The sequence below is a fragment of the Acinetobacter sp. ANC 5045 genome (assembly GCF_004331005.1).
In the GTDB taxonomy this organism is placed as follows: domain Bacteria; phylum Pseudomonadota; class Gammaproteobacteria; order Pseudomonadales; family Moraxellaceae; genus Acinetobacter; species Acinetobacter towneri.
Map to the genome: position 1 here is coordinate 88,114 of NZ_SJNS01000010.1, position 16,146 is coordinate 104,259.

General features: G+C 41.8%; 21 protein-coding genes. 1 reads left to right on the plus strand and 20 read right to left on the minus strand.

The window, feature by feature from the left end; all coding sequences use genetic code 11:
* Positions 1-16: 16 nt before the first annotated feature.
* Positions 17-922 carry a lysine exporter LysO family protein gene (locus E0H79_RS09515; protein ID WP_131261474.1) on the plus strand — a complete coding sequence of 302 codons (906 nt, stop codon included), beginning with the start codon at positions 17-19 and terminating at the stop codon, positions 920-922.
* A gap of 121 nt (positions 923-1,043) precedes the next feature.
* Here E0H79_RS09515 and pyrF read toward each other — a convergent pair whose 3' ends face one another.
* The 20 genes from pyrF to lpxK all read right to left on the minus strand — a co-directional run bounded on the left by pyrF (position 1,044) and on the right by lpxK (position 16,146).
* Positions 1,044-1,724, minus strand: a complete 681-nt coding sequence (gene pyrF / locus E0H79_RS09520) for an orotidine-5'-phosphate decarboxylase (RefSeq protein ID WP_131261475.1) — start codon at positions 1,722-1,724, stop codon at positions 1,044-1,046.
* Positions 1,725-1,906: 182 nt separating this feature from the next.
* On the minus strand, positions 1,907-2,272 hold the full coding sequence (locus E0H79_RS09525) for a lipopolysaccharide assembly protein LapA domain-containing protein (RefSeq protein WP_004976771.1): 366 nt from the start codon (positions 2,270-2,272) through the stop codon (positions 1,907-1,909).
* Positions 2,273-2,289: 17 nt separating this feature from the next.
* Positions 2,290-2,595: an integration host factor subunit beta gene (locus tag E0H79_RS09530; RefSeq protein ID WP_004976773.1), complete on the minus strand. Its 306-nt coding sequence runs from the start codon at positions 2,593-2,595 to the stop codon at positions 2,290-2,292.
* Between the two features lie 159 nt (positions 2,596-2,754).
* Positions 2,755-4,431, minus strand: a complete 1,677-nt coding sequence (gene rpsA, locus E0H79_RS09535; RefSeq protein WP_131261476.1) for a 30S ribosomal protein S1 — start codon at positions 4,429-4,431, stop codon at positions 2,755-2,757.
* A gap of 119 nt (positions 4,432-4,550) precedes the next feature.
* Positions 4,551-5,243, minus strand: coding sequence for a (d)CMP kinase (gene cmk / locus E0H79_RS09540; RefSeq protein WP_131261477.1), 693 nt, complete (start codon positions 5,241-5,243; stop codon positions 4,551-4,553).
* A gap of 16 nt (positions 5,244-5,259) precedes the next feature.
* Positions 5,260-5,691, minus strand: a complete 432-nt coding sequence (locus E0H79_RS09545; protein WP_004976780.1) for an SRPBCC family protein — start codon at positions 5,689-5,691, stop codon at positions 5,260-5,262.
* A gap of 71 nt (positions 5,692-5,762) precedes the next feature.
* Positions 5,763-6,284 carry a tRNA adenosine(34) deaminase TadA gene (tadA, locus tag E0H79_RS09550; RefSeq protein WP_131261478.1) on the minus strand — a complete coding sequence of 174 codons (522 nt, stop codon included), beginning with the start codon at positions 6,282-6,284 and terminating at the stop codon, positions 5,763-5,765.
* A gap of 27 nt (positions 6,285-6,311) precedes the next feature.
* Positions 6,312-7,433, minus strand: a complete 1,122-nt coding sequence (locus E0H79_RS09555; RefSeq protein WP_004976784.1) for an enoyl-CoA hydratase/isomerase family protein — start codon at positions 7,431-7,433, stop codon at positions 6,312-6,314.
* Positions 7,430-8,143, minus strand: coding sequence for a uracil-DNA glycosylase (ung, locus tag E0H79_RS09560; protein WP_131261479.1), 714 nt, complete (start codon positions 8,141-8,143; stop codon positions 7,430-7,432). The genes E0H79_RS09555 and ung overlap by 4 nt, the downstream gene beginning before the upstream one ends.
* 37 nt (positions 8,144-8,180) lie before the next feature.
* Positions 8,181-8,777, minus strand: coding sequence for a 6-pyruvoyl trahydropterin synthase family protein (locus E0H79_RS09565; protein ID WP_104851897.1), 597 nt, complete (start codon positions 8,775-8,777; stop codon positions 8,181-8,183).
* A 175-nt stretch (positions 8,778-8,952) separates the two neighbouring features.
* A complete protein-coding gene (gene gspK, locus E0H79_RS09570) occupies positions 8,953-9,936 on the minus strand; it encodes a type II secretion system minor pseudopilin GspK (protein ID WP_004976789.1) in 984 nt (327 codons plus the stop codon).
* 13 nt (positions 9,937-9,949) lie between these two features.
* On the minus strand, positions 9,950-10,573 hold the full coding sequence (gene gspJ / locus E0H79_RS09575) for a type II secretion system minor pseudopilin GspJ (RefSeq protein WP_131261480.1): 624 nt from the start codon (positions 10,571-10,573) through the stop codon (positions 9,950-9,952).
* Positions 10,570-10,950 (minus strand): type II secretion system minor pseudopilin GspI, encoded by a 381-nt coding sequence (gene gspI / locus E0H79_RS09580; RefSeq protein ID WP_004976793.1) that lies wholly within the window; start codon positions 10,948-10,950, stop codon positions 10,570-10,572. Before gspI ends, gspJ begins: the two co-directional genes overlap by 4 nt.
* Positions 10,940-11,491: a prepilin-type N-terminal cleavage/methylation domain-containing protein gene (locus E0H79_RS09585; RefSeq protein WP_131261481.1), complete on the minus strand. Its 552-nt coding sequence runs from the start codon at positions 11,489-11,491 to the stop codon at positions 10,940-10,942. Before E0H79_RS09585 ends, gspI begins: the two co-directional genes overlap by 11 nt.
* Before the next feature lie 6 nt (positions 11,492-11,497).
* Positions 11,498-12,112, minus strand: a complete 615-nt coding sequence (locus tag E0H79_RS09590) for a TetR/AcrR family transcriptional regulator (protein ID WP_004976797.1) — start codon at positions 12,110-12,112, stop codon at positions 11,498-11,500.
* A gap of 93 nt (positions 12,113-12,205) precedes the next feature.
* Entirely contained in the window at positions 12,206-12,979 is a 774-nt protein-coding gene (locus E0H79_RS09595; RefSeq protein ID WP_004976800.1) for a TatD family hydrolase, read from the minus strand.
* 24 nt (positions 12,980-13,003) lie between these two features.
* Entirely contained in the window at positions 13,004-13,345 is a 342-nt protein-coding gene (locus tag E0H79_RS09600; RefSeq protein ID WP_026438361.1) for a PilZ domain-containing protein, read from the minus strand.
* A gap of 10 nt (positions 13,346-13,355) precedes the next feature.
* Positions 13,356-14,345 (minus strand): DNA polymerase III subunit delta' C-terminal domain-containing protein, encoded by a 990-nt coding sequence (locus E0H79_RS09605; RefSeq protein WP_131261482.1) that lies wholly within the window; start codon positions 14,343-14,345, stop codon positions 13,356-13,358.
* Between the two features lie 14 nt (positions 14,346-14,359).
* Entirely contained in the window at positions 14,360-15,121 is a 762-nt protein-coding gene (gene kdsB, locus E0H79_RS09610) for a 3-deoxy-manno-octulosonate cytidylyltransferase (protein ID WP_004976805.1), read from the minus strand.
* 11 nt (positions 15,122-15,132) lie between these two features.
* Complete coding sequence (gene lpxK, locus E0H79_RS09615) at positions 15,133-16,146, minus strand: tetraacyldisaccharide 4'-kinase (protein WP_131261483.1); 1,014 nt, start codon at positions 16,144-16,146, stop codon at positions 15,133-15,135.

Sequence of the window (16,146 nt, forward strand, 5' to 3'; positions counted from 1 at the left end):
CCCACCTGTTGATCTCATGCAATCTCTTTGGCTGATTTTCCAATTACTCTGCTGTTTATGTCTAGGCTTTGTACTGGCAAAACGCCTCCCTCGAATAATCGAAAAAATTGCGTTTCAACTGCTTCCATATTTTAGCTATATCCTGCTAATTGCAATTGCGATGGAATTTTCACAAACGCTCGGTTCACTACAGCAGCCATCGCATATTCTATCTACAGCTTTACAGATTGCATTTGCTACATCAATTGGTGCTTTTCTGTGTTGTTATTTGCTTTACAAAGGTTTGGGGCTGCAAGCAACGCAAGGCAAAGTTTCATTACAGTTGTTGATTCAATCCTGCATCAACATCAGTTATGCCTTTTTTGCACTTTTGGCAGGCTACGTGCTGCATCTACTTTTTAGTGCTATGGATTTCCAAGTTCAGATCAACACTTGGTATTTACTGTTGCTGTTTATGTGGATGATTGGACTCGATCTCGCTTATTCGCCTTTAGATCGTTCTTGGCTGAATTGGAAAATTTTAATGGTGCCCGTAGGCTGTATTTTCGGTTCAGTTGCAGGGGTACTACTTTGCGCACTTTGGCTCCCCATCGCTCTACAAGATTTGCTTATGCTCTCACAAGGTTATGGATTTTATTCCATGAGCGGGATTGTGGTGTCGGAACTTTGCAATGCCGAATTGGGTAGTATTGCGTTAATGAATGATTTATTCAGAGAGATTTTTGCGATATTGCTGATGTATATTTTGGGATGGCGTTATCCACGTGCTGCAATTTCTGCCGCAGGCGCAACTGCCATGGACGTCACTTTGCCCATGGTAAAACAAGCCTGTGGCAACGATTTTATTCCACATGCCATGGTCAGTGGATTTGTATTGTCAATCCTTGCACCCATTGCTGTAAGTGTATTGGCTGCTATTTAAAAAGAATCAACAATTGTCCTCTCTCCCTCTGGGAGAGAGTTGGAGAGAGGGTTTGCGCTCTATTTAGGCGAGAGTTAGAGAGAGGGCTTATCTCCCTTTTAGAGAGTCAGCGATAGTAAAATTAAAGCGTCGCTAAAATATCTTTCAAAGTCTGACGTGGATTTTCAGATTTTGTAATTGGACGACCAATCACCAAATGCGTAGAACCATCCAGCATAGCTTGTTTGGGAGTCACAATACGTTTTTGATCATCGGCATTTGAGCCTTTAGGACGAATCCCTGGAGTTACTAAGGCAAAATTCTGCCCTAAGATTTCACGCAACATTTTGGCTTCTTGCGCAGAACACACCACACCATCTAAACCACTTTCTTGAGTGAGTTTAGCTAAACGCTGAACTTGCTCAAAAGGCTCAATATCTAAACCTAAATCTTTTAAATCTTCACGCCCCATAGAGGTTAGTACAGTCACTGCAATCAGTTGAGTCTGATAATTCCCTGCTTTTAAACGCTCCACACAGGTTTCCATCATTTTACGACCACCTGAGGCATGCACGTTGACCATCCATACGCCTAAATCTGCTGCAGCACATACAGCCTGAGCCGTTGTATTTGGAATATCGTGAAATTTCAAATCTAGAAAAACCTCAAAACCTTTGTCATGCAAGGCTTTCACGGCTGCAGGACCTTCATGGGTAAATAACTCTTTACCAACTTTTACTCGACATAATGCAGGGTCTAATTGTTCTGCAATGGTTAAGGCGTCATATTGGCTTTTAGCATCGAGGGCAACAATGATACTCAAGAGAATTACCTCTGGATTTGACAAAGAGTCGCTATTATAAAGTGATTCGTGCTAAGCAGATAGTCAAAAAGACAGCTTATCCCCCATCGCAGCGATAATCAGCCATTCGTCAAAGGCACACATAAAAAAACACCCCAAGATAACCTTGAGGTGTTGATGATCAATTCGCTCAACAGAGCAAATTAAAGTGCATTAGAAGAACGATCTTCAGTATGCACATCTAATACCGTTTTTTCATGACGAGTATGCGCAGCAGCTTCAGCAGCAGCCAGTTGAGCTGCATGAATTTGCTCTTTGCGTAGGTATTCAATATCTTTACGTAGTCGCTTAATTTCCCAACTATTTTGGAATACACGGAAAACCTGCACGCCCAACAATAACCCTAGCACCAAACCAAGTGCCAATGTAATCAGTAGCAATAGACCCAAACGCATTGCAGGCACTTGAGTAAATAACAGGTCAACTGAAAGTTCAGTGCCGTTTTGCAAAACCAATGCCAGAGAATATCCAAATAGAATAACTAAAATAGCGACTAGAACGTAACGCATAAACACCCCTAGGAATTTTATTTATTTACAGACTCGTTTACTGCATCACGTAGTGCTTTACCCGGTTTAAAGTGCGGTACAGCTTTAGCCGCAACTTCTACAGACTTACCTGTTTTTGGGTTACGACCTACACGTGGTTCACGGTGATGCAATGCAAAACTACCGAATCCACGAATTTCAATTCGGTTATCTGCCGATAGTGATGCAATCATTTGATCAATCATGATCTTCACAGCTTCTTCCACCAATGGCTCAGCCAAATGTGGATTTTTCAAAGCAATTCGTTCTATCAAGTCAGACTTATTAAGTGCTTCAGTAGTCATCTGCGACCTCTTTAATTATCAAGCTACTTTTACCTAAACTGATAATAACCTGTTTAAATACAAAACGGTAGCGTAATAATTGAATACTACGCTACCGTTTACAGTATTTGTGTAAAAAGTATGTGCTAATTTACATTAACCATACAGTTTACCCGCAACTTAGTTGCCCATTTGAGCTTTGATCAAGTCACCAATTGTCTTAGGACCATTGTCTTGACCGCTAGTTGCAGTTTTCAAGTTAGCAACAGCTTCTTTCTCTTCAGCTTCGTCTTTCGCTTTGATAGACAAGTTGATAGAGCGAGATTTACGGTCTACGTTGATGATTTTCGCTTCAACTTCTTGACCAACTTCCAAGAACTTAGTTGCATCTTCAACGCGATCACGGTTGATTTCAGATGCTTTAAGTGTTGCTTCAACTTCGTCAGCTAACTTAACAGTTGCGCCACGAGCATCAACAGCAGTTACAGTACCTTGAACCAAAGCACCACGTTCGTTAGCAGCTAAGAAATCGTTGAATGGATCGCTGTTCAATTGCTTGATACCAAGGCTGATACGGTTGCCTTCAGCGTCTACAGAAAGGATAACCGCTTCAACAGTGTCACCTTTCTTGTAACGACGAATAGCTTCTTCGCCTTGCTCGTTCCAAGAAATGTCAGACAAGTGAACTAGGCCATCGATACCGCCTGGTAAACCGATGAAGATACCGAAGTCAGTGATTGACTTGATTGTACCTGAAACTTTTTCACCTTTGTCGTGGTTCTTAGCAAACTCTTCCCATGGGTTAGCACGAGTTTGTTTGATACCAAGAGAAATACGACGACGCTCTTCGTCCACTTCAAGAACCATAACGTCAACTTCGTCACCAATCTGAACAACTTTAGATGGGTGGATGTTTTTGTTAGTGTGGTCCATTTCTGAAACGTGTACTAAACCTTCAACGCCTTCAGCGATTTCTGCGAAACAGCCGTAGTCAGTTAAGTTTGTTACGCGAGCTTTAACGATAGAACCTTTAGGATAACGGCTCATGATCGCTAACCATGGATCTTCGCCTAATTGCTTAAGACCTAAAGATACGCGGTTACGCTCTTTGTCAAATTTAAGTACTTTAACAGTAACTTCTTGACCCACTTCAACCACTTCTGATGGATGCTTGATACGTTTCCAAGCCATGTCAGTGATGTGAAGAAGACCGTCAATACCGCCAAGGTCAACGAATGCACCGTAGTCAGTAAGGTTCTTAATCGTACCAGTAACAGTTTGACCTTCTTCAAGCTGAGCAAGAAGCGCTTCACGGTCAGCTGAAGATTCAGCTTCCATAACTGCACGACGAGATACAACAACGTTGTTACGTTTAGCATCAAGTTTGATAACTTTGAACTCTAACTCTTTACCTTCAAGGTGAGTTGTGTCACGGATAGGACGAGTGTCTACCAAAGAACCTGGTAAGAACGCACGAACTGGACCGATGTCTACAGTGAAACCGCCTTTAACTTTACCAGAGATAACACCAGTAACGATTTCGCCGTCTTCAAAGATTTTTTCAAGTTTAGTCCAAGTTTCAGCACGTTTCGCTTTTTCACGTGATAAAACAGTTTGGCCCATACCGTTGTCAAGTGCTTCAACAACAACATCAACGGTGTCACCAACTTGAACTTCAAGTTCGCGTTGTTCGTTTAAGAATTCAGCGCGGTCAACAACGCCTTCTGATTTAAGGCCAGTATCAACTGTTACCCAGTCAGAGTCGATGCTTACTACAACGCCTTGGATGACAGCACCCTTTTCAACGTTGAGGTTTAATTCGCTTTCTTCAAAGAGGGCTGCAAAAGATTCGGTCATGATATACCTGATAAAGTCAGCGGTCTTGGATCAGACAAGGCCGGTTTAGTTAAGCGTCTACATAGTCCGTATAGAACTGATCAAGCTATGCGTTCGCTGAATAGGTTTATTTCACGCGGTTAAGCGCGGCAAATAGCAAGCTTCTGATCGACATAAGCTGTCATTAATGCAAATACTTCATCAATGTTCAACTCAGAACTATCAATGATGTAAGCATCTTCTGCAGGCTTGAGCGGAGCAACTGTGCGCTCCATGTCTCGTTTGTCGCGAGCCTGTATATTCGCTAAAATGTCGCTTATTTTAGCATCCAGCCCCATACCCTGCAACTGTTTTACACGTCTTTGTGCACGTGACTCTGCCGAAGCAGTTAAATAAATTTTAGCCTGCGCATTTGGGAAAATACTGGTCGCCATATCGCGTCCATCTGCAACCAAGCCCGGTGCTTGGGCAAAGGCATGCTGACGTGCAAGTAATGCTGTGCGCAATTCAGGTACTGCCGCAACTTTTGAGGCATACTCCCCCACACGTTCGGTACGTATGGTTTGCGTGACATCTTCACCATCAAGTAAGACTTGTGTGCCATCTAGCTGGGTCACAAATTGAATATTGAGCTGTGTTGCAATGGCAACGCATTGACTCAATTTAGTATCAAGTTGATCTAGCAGATCCTGCTTATGTAACGCCAAACCCAACAAACGATACAACGCACCAGAGTCGAGCAAATGAAACTGATAATGTGCTGCCAATTTTGCCGCGAGTGTGCCTTTACCTGAACCGCTAGGGCCATCAATGGTAATAATTTGAACCGTCATGCTGTTTCCGAAATGATTAGAGAGATTTTGCGAGTTTGGATAAACCAATTTTAATTGCAGTTTTCAACTGCGCAAGAATAGCTTTGCTCACAAATGGAACTCGCGCTTGTAGCTCAATGCGATACGTGACCAAGGTTTTGTGATCTGCCACTTGCTGAAATTCAATGGTACCCAAATGATGTTTGATCAATGGATTTTTAATGATTTTATATTCAATCCGCTGATTCGGTTCAAGCACGGTAATTTGCTCTTGCAAAGGTTTAATTGGCCCAATCCCCATACGACGCACCGAACCCACCCCATCTGGACGTTCAGGATCGGCAGAATCTTTAATGCGTACCACTTGCATTGGTGCAAATGCGATATTATAAGTTGCATGTTTAGAAAGTAATTCAAATACTTGCGCAACTGGCGCATTAAATTCTTTTTTAATTTGAATAGCGTGCATAGTTTGCCCTGATGATGAATGCTGTGTTGTGTTTGATTTAGTTTAACGCAAATCAAGCCTAAAACTCAGAACTAGTTTTGATCATGAAGGTCATTTATCAACTGTTGCTGTTTTTGTTGTTTCTTTTGCGCCCGGCGCAGCTTAAAAAAGTCGCTCAATTGGGCTGAACATTGCTGTTCTAAACAACCTGATTGATACTCAAAAATATGATTGTAATAACCCGACTCTAAAAGCTTTCTGGCACTGATTAATGAGCCAGCTTTGGGTTCAGTTGCTCCAAATACCACACGTTTGATTCGCGCATGAATGAGCGCACCCACACACATGGTACAAGGCTCCAGTGTGACATAAAGCGTGGCATCTTCAGGTAAACGATAATTTTGAATATGATCACATGCTGCACGGATTGCCACAATTTCGGCATGTGCGGTTGCGTCGTGTAAGGAAATAGGCGCGTTATAACCCGCGCCAATCACTTGATTTTGACTAACGATGACAGCCCCCACAGGAATTTCCCCCTGTGCTGCAGCCAAAGCAGCCTGCGCATAGGCAAGCTGCATCCAGTCTTCATCACTATAGTTCTGTTCTGACATTTAAATATGAGTAAAAATCAATACGAATTAAATAATCTCGTATTGTTTCAATAACTCATTCCAGCTTTCAATGCTCGTCACAGGTGGATTGTCTGCAAAAATGGTTTTGAGCTGCACTGGCCCATTTTGCTGCCAAGCTGGTGCAAGGTCTTTATCGACCAAACGTGCGCGCACACCTTCGACAAAATCTGCGTGGCGAATTTTCCAGTCTGAAATTTGCGTTTCCAGTTCAAACACTTCATTCCAAGCGTGAACCTTCTTACCCCATTGCCATAGTAACCACGTTAAAGCTGCTGTGGTTGGTGAACCTTTTTGCAAGTTTTCACTGGCTTGACGTAACCAATCGCTACGTGCATCGCTTAGACCAATGATGGATTCATAATCACTTTCAAAACTCACACCACGGCACACGCTTTGAATCACATCCAAAGAATTCTGTAGCGGCCCAGGCCCTACAGGACGGTGCATGCTGTTCAAGGTATCATCAATGGCACGGAAGTCACCTGCAGGGTAATGATTCCAGTCAATATTAATGACTTTTTCTAATACAGAAGCGCGTTGTGCATCACAAATATGGGTTGCCCAACCAATACCATACGCACCTGCAGCAGTCATAATTGAACCCGTTAAACCTGTGAACAAGCCAATCGCACCACGGTCAGCCAAGAAACGAGTTGCCCCTACATCTGGGTATAAACCAATGTTAATTTCTGGCATAGCTAAACGTGAATACGGTGTCACCAAACGGAATGGTGCAGCCATAAATAGACCTAAGCCACCACCCATGACATAACCTTCACCCCACACTAAAACAGGCTTGGCATAGTTATGTAGCAACAAGTCCAACGCATATTCTTGCTCAAAGAATTTATTGGCAGTTGCAACCTCATCATTAATGACAAGCTGACGTAATTTACGCACATCACCGCCTGCACAAAATGCTTTTGGTGTGGTCGAATCTAGCCAAATTGCTTTTACGCTATCATCGGTATGAAAGTCTTCAAATACTGCCAATAATGCAGAAACAATAGATTCATCTAAAGCATGCAAAGATTTTGGGCGATTCAAACGTACAATGCGCCAACCGTTATTTGCTTCTTCGACAATTAAATCCGGATGATATTCTTTAGAAATGGGAGAATGTGTCATGCGTCCAGCTGCCAGTCTATAGGCTCAATGCCATTTTGTTTAAGATAATTATTTGATTTTGAAAATACTTTACATCCAAAAAAACCACCGCGGTTTGCTGCCAATGGGGATGGATGCGCTGCCTTCAAAATCAGATGTTTATTTGGATCTATACGTTGTCCTTTACGTTGTGCATACGCGCCCCACAAAATAAACACAATATGCTCACGTTGTTGATTTAACACATCAATCACATGATCTGTAAAATCTTCCCAACCCTGCTTTTGGTGCGAGGTTGGTTGTCCTGCTTCTACCGTTAACACGCTGTTGAGCAGCAATACCCCTTGCTCTGCCCAATGGGTTAAATCACCGTGTCTTGGAATAGGCACACCTAAATCTGTATGTAACTCATGGAAAATATTACGCAAAGATGGTGGCAATGCAACCCCTCTTTGTACAGAAAAACTAAGTCCATGTGCCTGATTAGGTCCATGATAAGGGTCTTGCCCAATAATCACGACTTTCACCTGATTTAAAGGCGTGGTATTTAGAGCATTAAATATCAGTGAACTTGGTGGATAAATCACCTTATTCTGTTGTTTTTCCTGCAACAAAAAATCGCGTAGCGCATCCATTTGTGGACTCAATAAAAATTCAGCTAGATTGTATTTCCAACTCTGATCTAACTGAACTTTATTTAAGCTCGCATATTGCTGCTCAGTAAAAGACATACCGCTATCAATCCTTGTTGATGTCTAATGATGTGATTTAAAGTTTAACTTGTAACTCGACATTCGGGTTTTGGAATGTCATCCCCTGTTTTAATTTTTCATACATTTGTGGGTCTGACCATTCTGTCTGTACTTGCTCAGAGAAATGAATTTGATCCAGACTTAGCAATCCCATCTGCGCATTTTCAATATCTTCCAAAAAGCTTTGTGCATAGCCTGTATCAGTTTCATGTACAATCACAGAATAGACTTCTACATCACCTTCCCCATTTTGTGTGATGGTTGATGCCAAAACTTGTTGTGCCAAATAAAAGAAAATACGTGAAAACTGCTCTGCCGATGGCGATACTGGTAAAGAAACCCAACGTGCGCTGAACGTTTTGCAGGCTTGAATATATGCAGGATCGTCCTGCTCCCAAAAACAAATGGCATGATCAAAAGCATCAAATAATTCTTTGATTACACCTTTAAGCAAACCAAAGTCATACACCATTTGTCCATGATCGAGTTTTGAAGCTTTCAGTAACAATTCTACTTTATAGCTATGACCATGAATCGAGCGCTTACAGCGGTCTGAAGTGCAATTACGCACAATATGCGCATTTTCAAACTTAAATAACTTTCGAATTAACATGGGTCTTAACGTCATCAAAATATTTGGGGGATATTCTTTTTAAGTATAATGCAAAACGTGAACAATAAGCCAATTTTAGCCCACAGATTGCCAGACAAAAATCGTAATGATCAGTTTCAGCACAGACATGCAATGCATTTACATCTAAATAGCAGCACAAGGTTAATGATGATACTTAAAATGGCGTCAGACTTCGCCCACTAACATTGACAGATTTTTCACTACGCACCAAATCACTGCTAAATTGACGTTTGCGCTCGCCCAATACCACTTCAATTTTGGCTTTAAAATAATGGGATTGTACACCCAATAAACCTGTAAATTCATTGCGTATCGCGCTATCGACAGCTTGAAAGCCATCTAACTCCCACAAAGCATTTACATTGCTAAAGTGCTCTAAATTGGCATTACGACGATCAAGTAGATTTTGCACAGCAACCACATCCAATTTTTCATCAAAGCTCGCCAAAACTAAAGCAGGTGCTGTATTAATATTGATAGTGGTATCTCGTTTTGGCAAGGCACTCACATAAGGTGCAATTTGCTGATACTTCGCACCTTCAAAACCACGGACTTGTTTTAATTCTTCCGCACTATGAAACAAGCTATTGGGCGGTAAATAAGGAATTGGCAAACCTTGGTAATAACTCGACTCTGCACCCATAGCACCACTCGGTTCATCATCTGCATCTTGCCAATCAATCACAGCTTCACTTAATTGCGCAGGTAGCCCAACACGCTGCAATAATTTTTCAAAATATTTTTTTGCTTTTTCGTTTACTTGATCTTCGGTTGTCAGCAAACTATTTAAATTAAATTTCCCTGACTCATCTTGCAGCACGCCCGATACATAACCATCTTCGACTGGAAATGGCGGCATCGGTTTTGCCCAGTTCTCTTGTAAGTGATCAACTTGGCCTGCATTTTCAGCATCATCTTGCAGTAATTCTGCAAAAAATACTTCAGCACTTTTGGCATATAACAATGCCTGATTTTGACGCATCAAATAGGCGGTATTTTCACTGGTGTACATTTGCCGCTTGGCAATGGTCGCTGCCAAAATCGTAGCTAAGGCAACCAACATCAAAATCGTAATCAAGGCGATGCCTTGTTGTGATTTGATGATGCTACCTAAGCGCTGAGTCGATTTTGAATACATTGCCACTGTGCCTTTAATTGTCTTTCTTCTTTAAAAAATCAGTCTGCAATAAGCTAAATATCCATTCGTATTGCACGTCACGCACGGTTAAATTTATTTTTATTCCTTTCGGGAGTAGCCTTAATTGTTCAGTTTGCTGCGAATCGACACTGCTTTCAGGCCAACTGCTCAATTCATTTGGATTCAAAACCATAATCTCAAAGGCTTCGACTTCATCCAACATCACGCTCGACTCAGGCTGATCATTGCCCGTTTGATGCAAATTACGATATTTTAAACGATACAATTTTTTTTCATCGGCACGATATTGATATTCAACACGCTCATGGGGTGAAATACTCTGCTGCAAAGGATCGGTCACCCCTGTTTTACTGAAATTAAAACGTCCATTTTGTAAAACCAAAGCAGGTTGTTGCTGCCCTTTGACATTGGCCGTTAATGGAACAGCCTGCATCGTGTCACGTAATATTTGTTGATAGCTTTCTTGCAACTGTTCTAGATTGGCTTCATGCATCGCATTGCGATCTTTGACTTTGGCGAGATAATCAAATACTTTCCAACCCAAAGCAGACAGCACTGCAAAAATTGCAATAGCGACTAGCAACTCAACTAAAGTGAAGCCTTTCTTTGTACTCATGATTGCTGCTCACGGGCATTAAAAAACACCAAAGAAGTCACTCCTGCTTCAACTTGTCCTGTGTCTTGATTATATAAACTGATTTGAAGATCGACACGTTGCACATTCGGACTAATGGTTGGCTGTGTGGACTTGTCAATTTGCCATGTTTCGCCCTGTTGTGTCACTTGCTTTGACTCTGTTCCACTTAACCATTGCCGATTCATTTCCATCAATGCCACTTCATTCAAAGCCACAAATTGTGCTTTGGTTCTTAAAATTGCATTGGCGGTGGATTGGGTATATTGCATCGCCACTTTGGTCATTGCCATAGCTGCTGTTGCAAAAATTGCCAAAGCCACCATAACTTCAAGTAGTGTAAATCCTTTAGCTTTCATGGATTTTTCCTAAATGATCGACCTCTATTTCCGCACCTACAGGACGCTGTTCTAAATAGAACTGAATACGCACAGGTTTGGCTTCACCATTGCCCAGCCAAATCAGTGCGGGTGCATTACCTTGCAGCAACTCACTATTGTTAGCATTCGGATAGCTTTGTTCTAAAGATAAAATTTGGATAGAAACTTGTTCAGGCAACGTTCTGCTTTTAAATTCGCCATAGTTTTGCCATTTTTGATTATTTTGCAGGGTTAATTGTTGTTCTGAAGCATAAGGCTGATATTCCAGTACATCATATCGCGCAGGTGAAACATCGGTTGCTTGATGCAAATTGAGTGCAAAAATACGCGCTTGATCATTGGCTTCACGATTCAGTTTACGCAAATCCAATAAAAACACTTCCCGCGCCTGCATGGCTTTACGCTGATCAACACCACCGATATTCATTAAAACCAGCGATGCCATAATCGCCATAATGACTATCACCACCATCAATTCAATGAGCGTAAAACCGCGAACCGAAGATAGTGGTGTGTTCATAGCGTATTAATTCAATTGCTCGAAAGATTGTGCTTGTTTGGGCATCGCCAACGCTTGATCGATATAGGCCACACGTAAAGTATCCCGGGAACCTAAATAACGCTGATAGAAACTTGAGTTTAAAATGGCTGCCGCACCATGCGTAAGTGCCCAAATTGAAGCCAGATAATCACGCACTTCCATGTGACTATTAATAGATTCCAAATATTGTTCAGTCATACGGATAATGATGCGTAATCGGCTTTTACGAACCTGATATAGTTCACTAAACAACAAGCCAATGCCAACACCCGTTGTAGAAAGGCGTTCTTCAATTTGATGAAAAAGCACAGTACGTTCAGGATGATGTAAGTGATGCAGCATAAAAAATGCTAGATGTTCAGGAAACTGTTTTTCCGCATCTTTAATCATTTCTAGCAACATGCGCTCATTACGAATAATAAGCAACATATATAGTTCATCTTTACTTTGAAAGTGTTTATATAGAGTACCTTTGGCCAAATCCAGTTCTGCTGCCAAAGCATCAAGGGTCATTCCTGCTTCACCATTTTCCAAAAGCAACTGCTCTGCCACTTGGAAAATTAACGTTTCTCTTGCTCGAAACTGAGCCTGACGATCCATCTTCACCCGATAAACTCTCTTTTCACTATTCAATCAATGGAAATTTTTAATATCACCAGAACATTAAATTTTTGCATCATTCCACTATGCAAATTAATGTCCTTTGAGCAGGTTTTCAAAGTTTTGTGTTGTTATGAAAGCCATTTCCTCTAAGGACTTATCATATACATCACTTAGGGCTTTGGCTACATACGGAACGTATTTTGGCTCATTTGTCTTACCGCGATATGGCACAGGTGCCAAATATGGACTATCAGTTTCAATTAAGACACGGTCTAAAGGTACTTGCTTAGCCACATCACGTAAATCTTGTGCATTTTTAAAGGAAACAATGCCTGAAAACGACACATAATAACCGCAATCTAACACCGCTTTGGCGGTTGCCCAGTCTTCAGTAAAGCAATGTAATACACCATGTGTCGATTTTTCTGCACGGATAATATCTACCGTATCTTGCTTAGCAGCACGGGTATGTACCACCACAGGTTTTTTTACAGCTTGTGACGCATGAATATGCCGTGCAAAACAGGCTTTTTGCTCTGCGACAAAATCGGTACTGTGAAAATAATCTAGACCTGTTTCGCCCAAAGCCCAGACTTTGTCTGCTTGTGCCAAAGCAATCAGTTGCTCGGTAGTGGCGCGTGCCATATTTTCAGCATTTTCACAAGGATGCACACCCACGCTATAACCGACATCGGCATGACGTGCTGCAATTTTTGACAATGCAATATGATCGTCTAAATCGACAGAGATACCCATAATTTTAGACACCCCCGCTAGGCGTGCCTGAGCAATTGCTGCGTCTAAGTCACCATCATAAGGGCTTAAATCCAGCATCGTTAAATGACAATGTGTATCTACAAACACGATTTTTTCCTAAAAGCAAACAACCTACATAGTGTAACTGTTACGGTTGTCAGACTTAAGCCCCGCAAGGATTCTTTCGGCTTCAGATTTGTAATAAACGCCTTTTTCACCGCTCAGTTGAATGCCAAAGCCCTGCAATTTAATGCCATTTTGCTTTTGCGAAATCCAGATGACTTTTCCTGTAAGTGGAATTTTTTGTGATTGTTCAGGCAAAGTTGCAAGTACGAAGATTTCTTCACCCATTTTTACAGGTTGTTTTGAGGGTACAAATAAGCCACCACCCACAACGTATGGCATATAACTTAAATATAGCGTTTCGACATCAGGAATATTGGCCTGAATAATACCGCCCATACGTGGTTGCATCATGTTCCCCTTAAATATTCATTAACTTAATACATAGCTGATCAAGCACCAGATTACTTTGCACGTTTTGCTCAAGCATTGGCTTGGCTTGCTGTAATTCTGCATATAAACCAAACAGACTTTCCAAGTCATATTGTTCAGCCAAATGCTGCAAAGCGGTGCTTAAATCCAAATTTTTAATGCTTTGATTTAGCTTGACACAAATTAAATCACACAACAAGTATTCAAACATCTGACTAAAATCAGTAAAGCTCAGCGCCTTGTTCCACTTGGTTGCGATTGCCAGCGGCATATTTTTTTGCGTCACCAGTTTATACCAGTCTTTGAGAAAATCTGTACGCTGTTCTAGCCATTCCACCTGAGCCAACTGTAAAGCCTGCAACGGCATTTGATTAGATAAATTCATCAATAATTGCTGCTTTTCCGCATCTACATCAGGTAAATGTTGCTGCAAATATGCCGTAGCCTGTGCAGCATCAATCCGGTCTAAAGCAAAGTGCTGTAAACGACTGCGAATGGTTGCAGGCAATTTAAGATAATGATCTGCCAGCAAAATAATCACGATGCGATCACCTGGTTCTTCGAGGGTTTTCAACAACGCATTGGAAGATGCAATATTTAAGGCTTCAGCAGGTTCAATCACAATCACCCGCCAGCCATCTACCGTTTGCTGGACAAAAGGTAATAAATCACGGATCTTCTCGATCTTAATTTTCGCGTTTTGCTTTTTATTCTCTTCATCGGTGCTGATATAGACATAATTTGGATGTGTATCTGATTTTAACCACTGACAACTACTACATTCACCACAAGGCTGTGATTGCACATCACGCTGCTGGCACAAAATCCAAGCCACAAATTGCTGTGCGAAGGCTTCTTTACCACAACCCTGTTTGCCAAAAAATAACAAACCATGCCCCATTTTGGGAAATCGCCCTGTCAGGTTTTCCCAAACTTGTTGCTGCCATGGATATACTTGTCCAATTACATCACGTTGCATGGTAGGTATTTCACTTACTCAAAATGCGCAATATCCATTGCATTCAAACGGTCTAAGTCTGCTTGGGTATCTACACCCGGTGGTAAATTGGCTTCTGCAACTGCAATGGCAATACGATGTCCATTTTCCAATACACGCAATTGCTCTAGGCTTTCCAGCTTTTCCAATGTTCCCATTTCCCAAGTCACATATTCTTGTAGCAATTCCACACGGTACGCATACAAGCCTAAATGACGATAAGCATGTGCATGCAATTGTGGTGTCGCTGCTTTTGCACCATCGCGGTCATAAGGAATCGTGGCACGGCTAAAATACAAAGCCTGATTGTGTTTAGACATGACCACTTTAACAATGCTGTCGCGAGTAAATTCATCTAGTTGCTGAATCGGCTCACATAGCGTAGACATCGAGCATTCAGGTTGAGCTTCTAACAACTGCGCCACTTGTTGCACCAATTGCGCAGGCAAAAGTGGCTCATCGCCCTGCACATTGACGATAATATCGTTTTTATCCCAACCTTTAATGCGCGCCACTTCACTTAAACGATCTGTACCTGATGGATGGTCTGCCGAAGTCAGCACTACATCTACACCTTCGGCACGGCATAATTCTGCAATACGAGCATCATCGGTCGCCACACACAAGTCATCAAAACCTGCCACTTTTTTTGCCTGATCAACCACACGTAAAATCATGGCACGACCATGAATTTCCAGTAAAGGTTTGCCTGGCAGGCGTGAACTAGCATAACGTGCAGGGATAACAATGTGCTTCATAATTTTCCTTATCATGGTCTTTCAGGCAGGTTTAAACCCAATTGTTTCAATTGTTGATGTAAGGTGACATAGCAGGCCGATGACAATACTGCATCTACAGGTACAACCCAAATTTCACGCTGAAAATCTGGATATTGTTTTAACAGAGGCAATAACTTTACTGCATCTTTTTCTGTGGTAATAATCGGTTGCGAATCTTCAAACTGCAAATCGGTAATTTCATAGTCATGGTGGTCTGGAAACTCATGGCATTGAAATTGGGTCACACCCATCGACTCTAAAGTTTTATAAAACCGCTCAGGAAAGCCAATGCCCACGACAGCATAAAAATTTTGGGTCGGATCAAAAATTAATTCTTGTGCGGGATGCAATAAGTATGGCGCTGCAACGGCCAAATGCATATTTAATTCAGAACTCGGTTGCGCTGCATGTTCAATCACCGTGGCATGCTCTAATCGAGATTTTGGTTCACGCAAATAACCTTCGGGCAATATTTTCTCGTTACCCAAACCACGATTATTATCTAAAACAATCCATTCCAATTGACGGTTTAAAGCCAAATGCTGCAAACCATCATCACTAATAATTAAATCCAATTCATGCTGTGCAAGTAACAATTCAATACTTTTTTGACGATTTGGCCCCACAGCCATCGGTACGCCTGTAGATTGCACAATCAAAGTCGGTTCATCGCCCACTACGTCAACATTAGCGTCAATGCTGACATAGGCTGGAAATGGGCCTTTTCCGCCATAACCACGGCTAATCACGCCAACACGAACATCTAAACTTTGTAGATATTTGACCAAGTGAATCAGCAAAGGGGTTTTGCCGCTGCCACCCACAGTAATATTGCCAATCACCATCACAGGTACGGGCGCAGTATAAGCGGTTTTAATACCTGAGCGATATAAATTTTGATTGAGCAAACTCACACCACGGTACAATAAAGACAAGGGCCTAAGCACAACCAGCCATTTGGCTTGTTGCTGCCAAGCGTCCTGAATAAATTGTGCCAAAGACAT

What these genes read in the sequence shown, in the direction of transcription:
- E0H79_RS09515 (WP_131261474.1), top strand. Translation starts at nt 17, where the DNA reads ATGCAATCTCTTTGGCTGATTTTCCAATTACTCTGCTGTTTATGTCTA.
- E0H79_RS09525 (WP_004976771.1), bottom strand. Translation starts at nt 2,272, where the DNA reads ATGCGTTACGTTCTAGTCGCTATTTTAGTTATTCTATTTGGATATTCT.
- E0H79_RS09530 (WP_004976773.1), bottom strand. Translation starts at nt 2,595, where the DNA reads ATGACTACTGAAGCACTTAATAAGTCTGACTTGATAGAACGAATTGCT.
- rpsA (WP_131261476.1), bottom strand. Translation starts at nt 4,431, where the DNA reads ATGACCGAATCTTTTGCAGCCCTCTTTGAAGAAAGCGAATTAAACCTC.
- cmk (WP_131261477.1), bottom strand. Translation starts at nt 5,243, where the DNA reads ATGACGGTTCAAATTATTACCATTGATGGCCCTAGCGGTTCAGGTAAA.
- E0H79_RS09545 (WP_004976780.1), bottom strand. Translation starts at nt 5,691, where the DNA reads ATGCACGCTATTCAAATTAAAAAAGAATTTAATGCGCCAGTTGCGCAA.
- tadA (WP_131261478.1), bottom strand. Translation starts at nt 6,284, where the DNA reads ATGTCAGAACAGAACTATAGTGATGAAGACTGGATGCAGCTTGCCTAT.
- E0H79_RS09555 (WP_004976784.1), bottom strand. Translation starts at nt 7,433, where the DNA reads ATGACACATTCTCCCATTTCTAAAGAATATCATCCGGATTTAATTGTC.
- ung (WP_131261479.1), bottom strand. Translation starts at nt 8,143, where the DNA reads ATGTCTTTTACTGAGCAGCAATATGCGAGCTTAAATAAAGTTCAGTTA.
- E0H79_RS09565 (WP_104851897.1), bottom strand. Translation starts at nt 8,777, where the DNA reads ATGTTAATTCGAAAGTTATTTAAGTTTGAAAATGCGCATATTGTGCGT.
- gspK (WP_004976789.1), bottom strand. Translation starts at nt 9,936, where the DNA reads ATGTATTCAAAATCGACTCAGCGCTTAGGTAGCATCATCAAATCACAA.
- gspJ (WP_131261480.1), bottom strand. Translation starts at nt 10,573, where the DNA reads ATGAGTACAAAGAAAGGCTTCACTTTAGTTGAGTTGCTAGTCGCTATT.
- gspI (WP_004976793.1), bottom strand. Translation starts at nt 10,950, where the DNA reads ATGAAAGCTAAAGGATTTACACTACTTGAAGTTATGGTGGCTTTGGCA.
- E0H79_RS09585 (WP_131261481.1), bottom strand. Translation starts at nt 11,491, where the DNA reads ATGAACACACCACTATCTTCGGTTCGCGGTTTTACGCTCATTGAATTG.
- E0H79_RS09590 (WP_004976797.1), bottom strand. Translation starts at nt 12,112, where the DNA reads ATGGATCGTCAGGCTCAGTTTCGAGCAAGAGAAACGTTAATTTTCCAA.
- E0H79_RS09600 (WP_026438361.1), bottom strand. Translation starts at nt 13,345, where the DNA reads ATGCAACCACGTATGGGCGGTATTATTCAGGCCAATATTCCTGATGTC.
- E0H79_RS09605 (WP_131261482.1), bottom strand. Translation starts at nt 14,345, where the DNA reads ATGCAACGTGATGTAATTGGACAAGTATATCCATGGCAGCAACAAGTT.
- kdsB (WP_004976805.1), bottom strand. Translation starts at nt 15,121, where the DNA reads ATGAAGCACATTGTTATCCCTGCACGTTATGCTAGTTCACGCCTGCCA.
- lpxK (WP_131261483.1), bottom strand. Translation starts at nt 16,146, where the DNA reads ATGTCTTTGGCACAATTTATTCAGGACGCTTGGCAGCAACAAGCCAAA.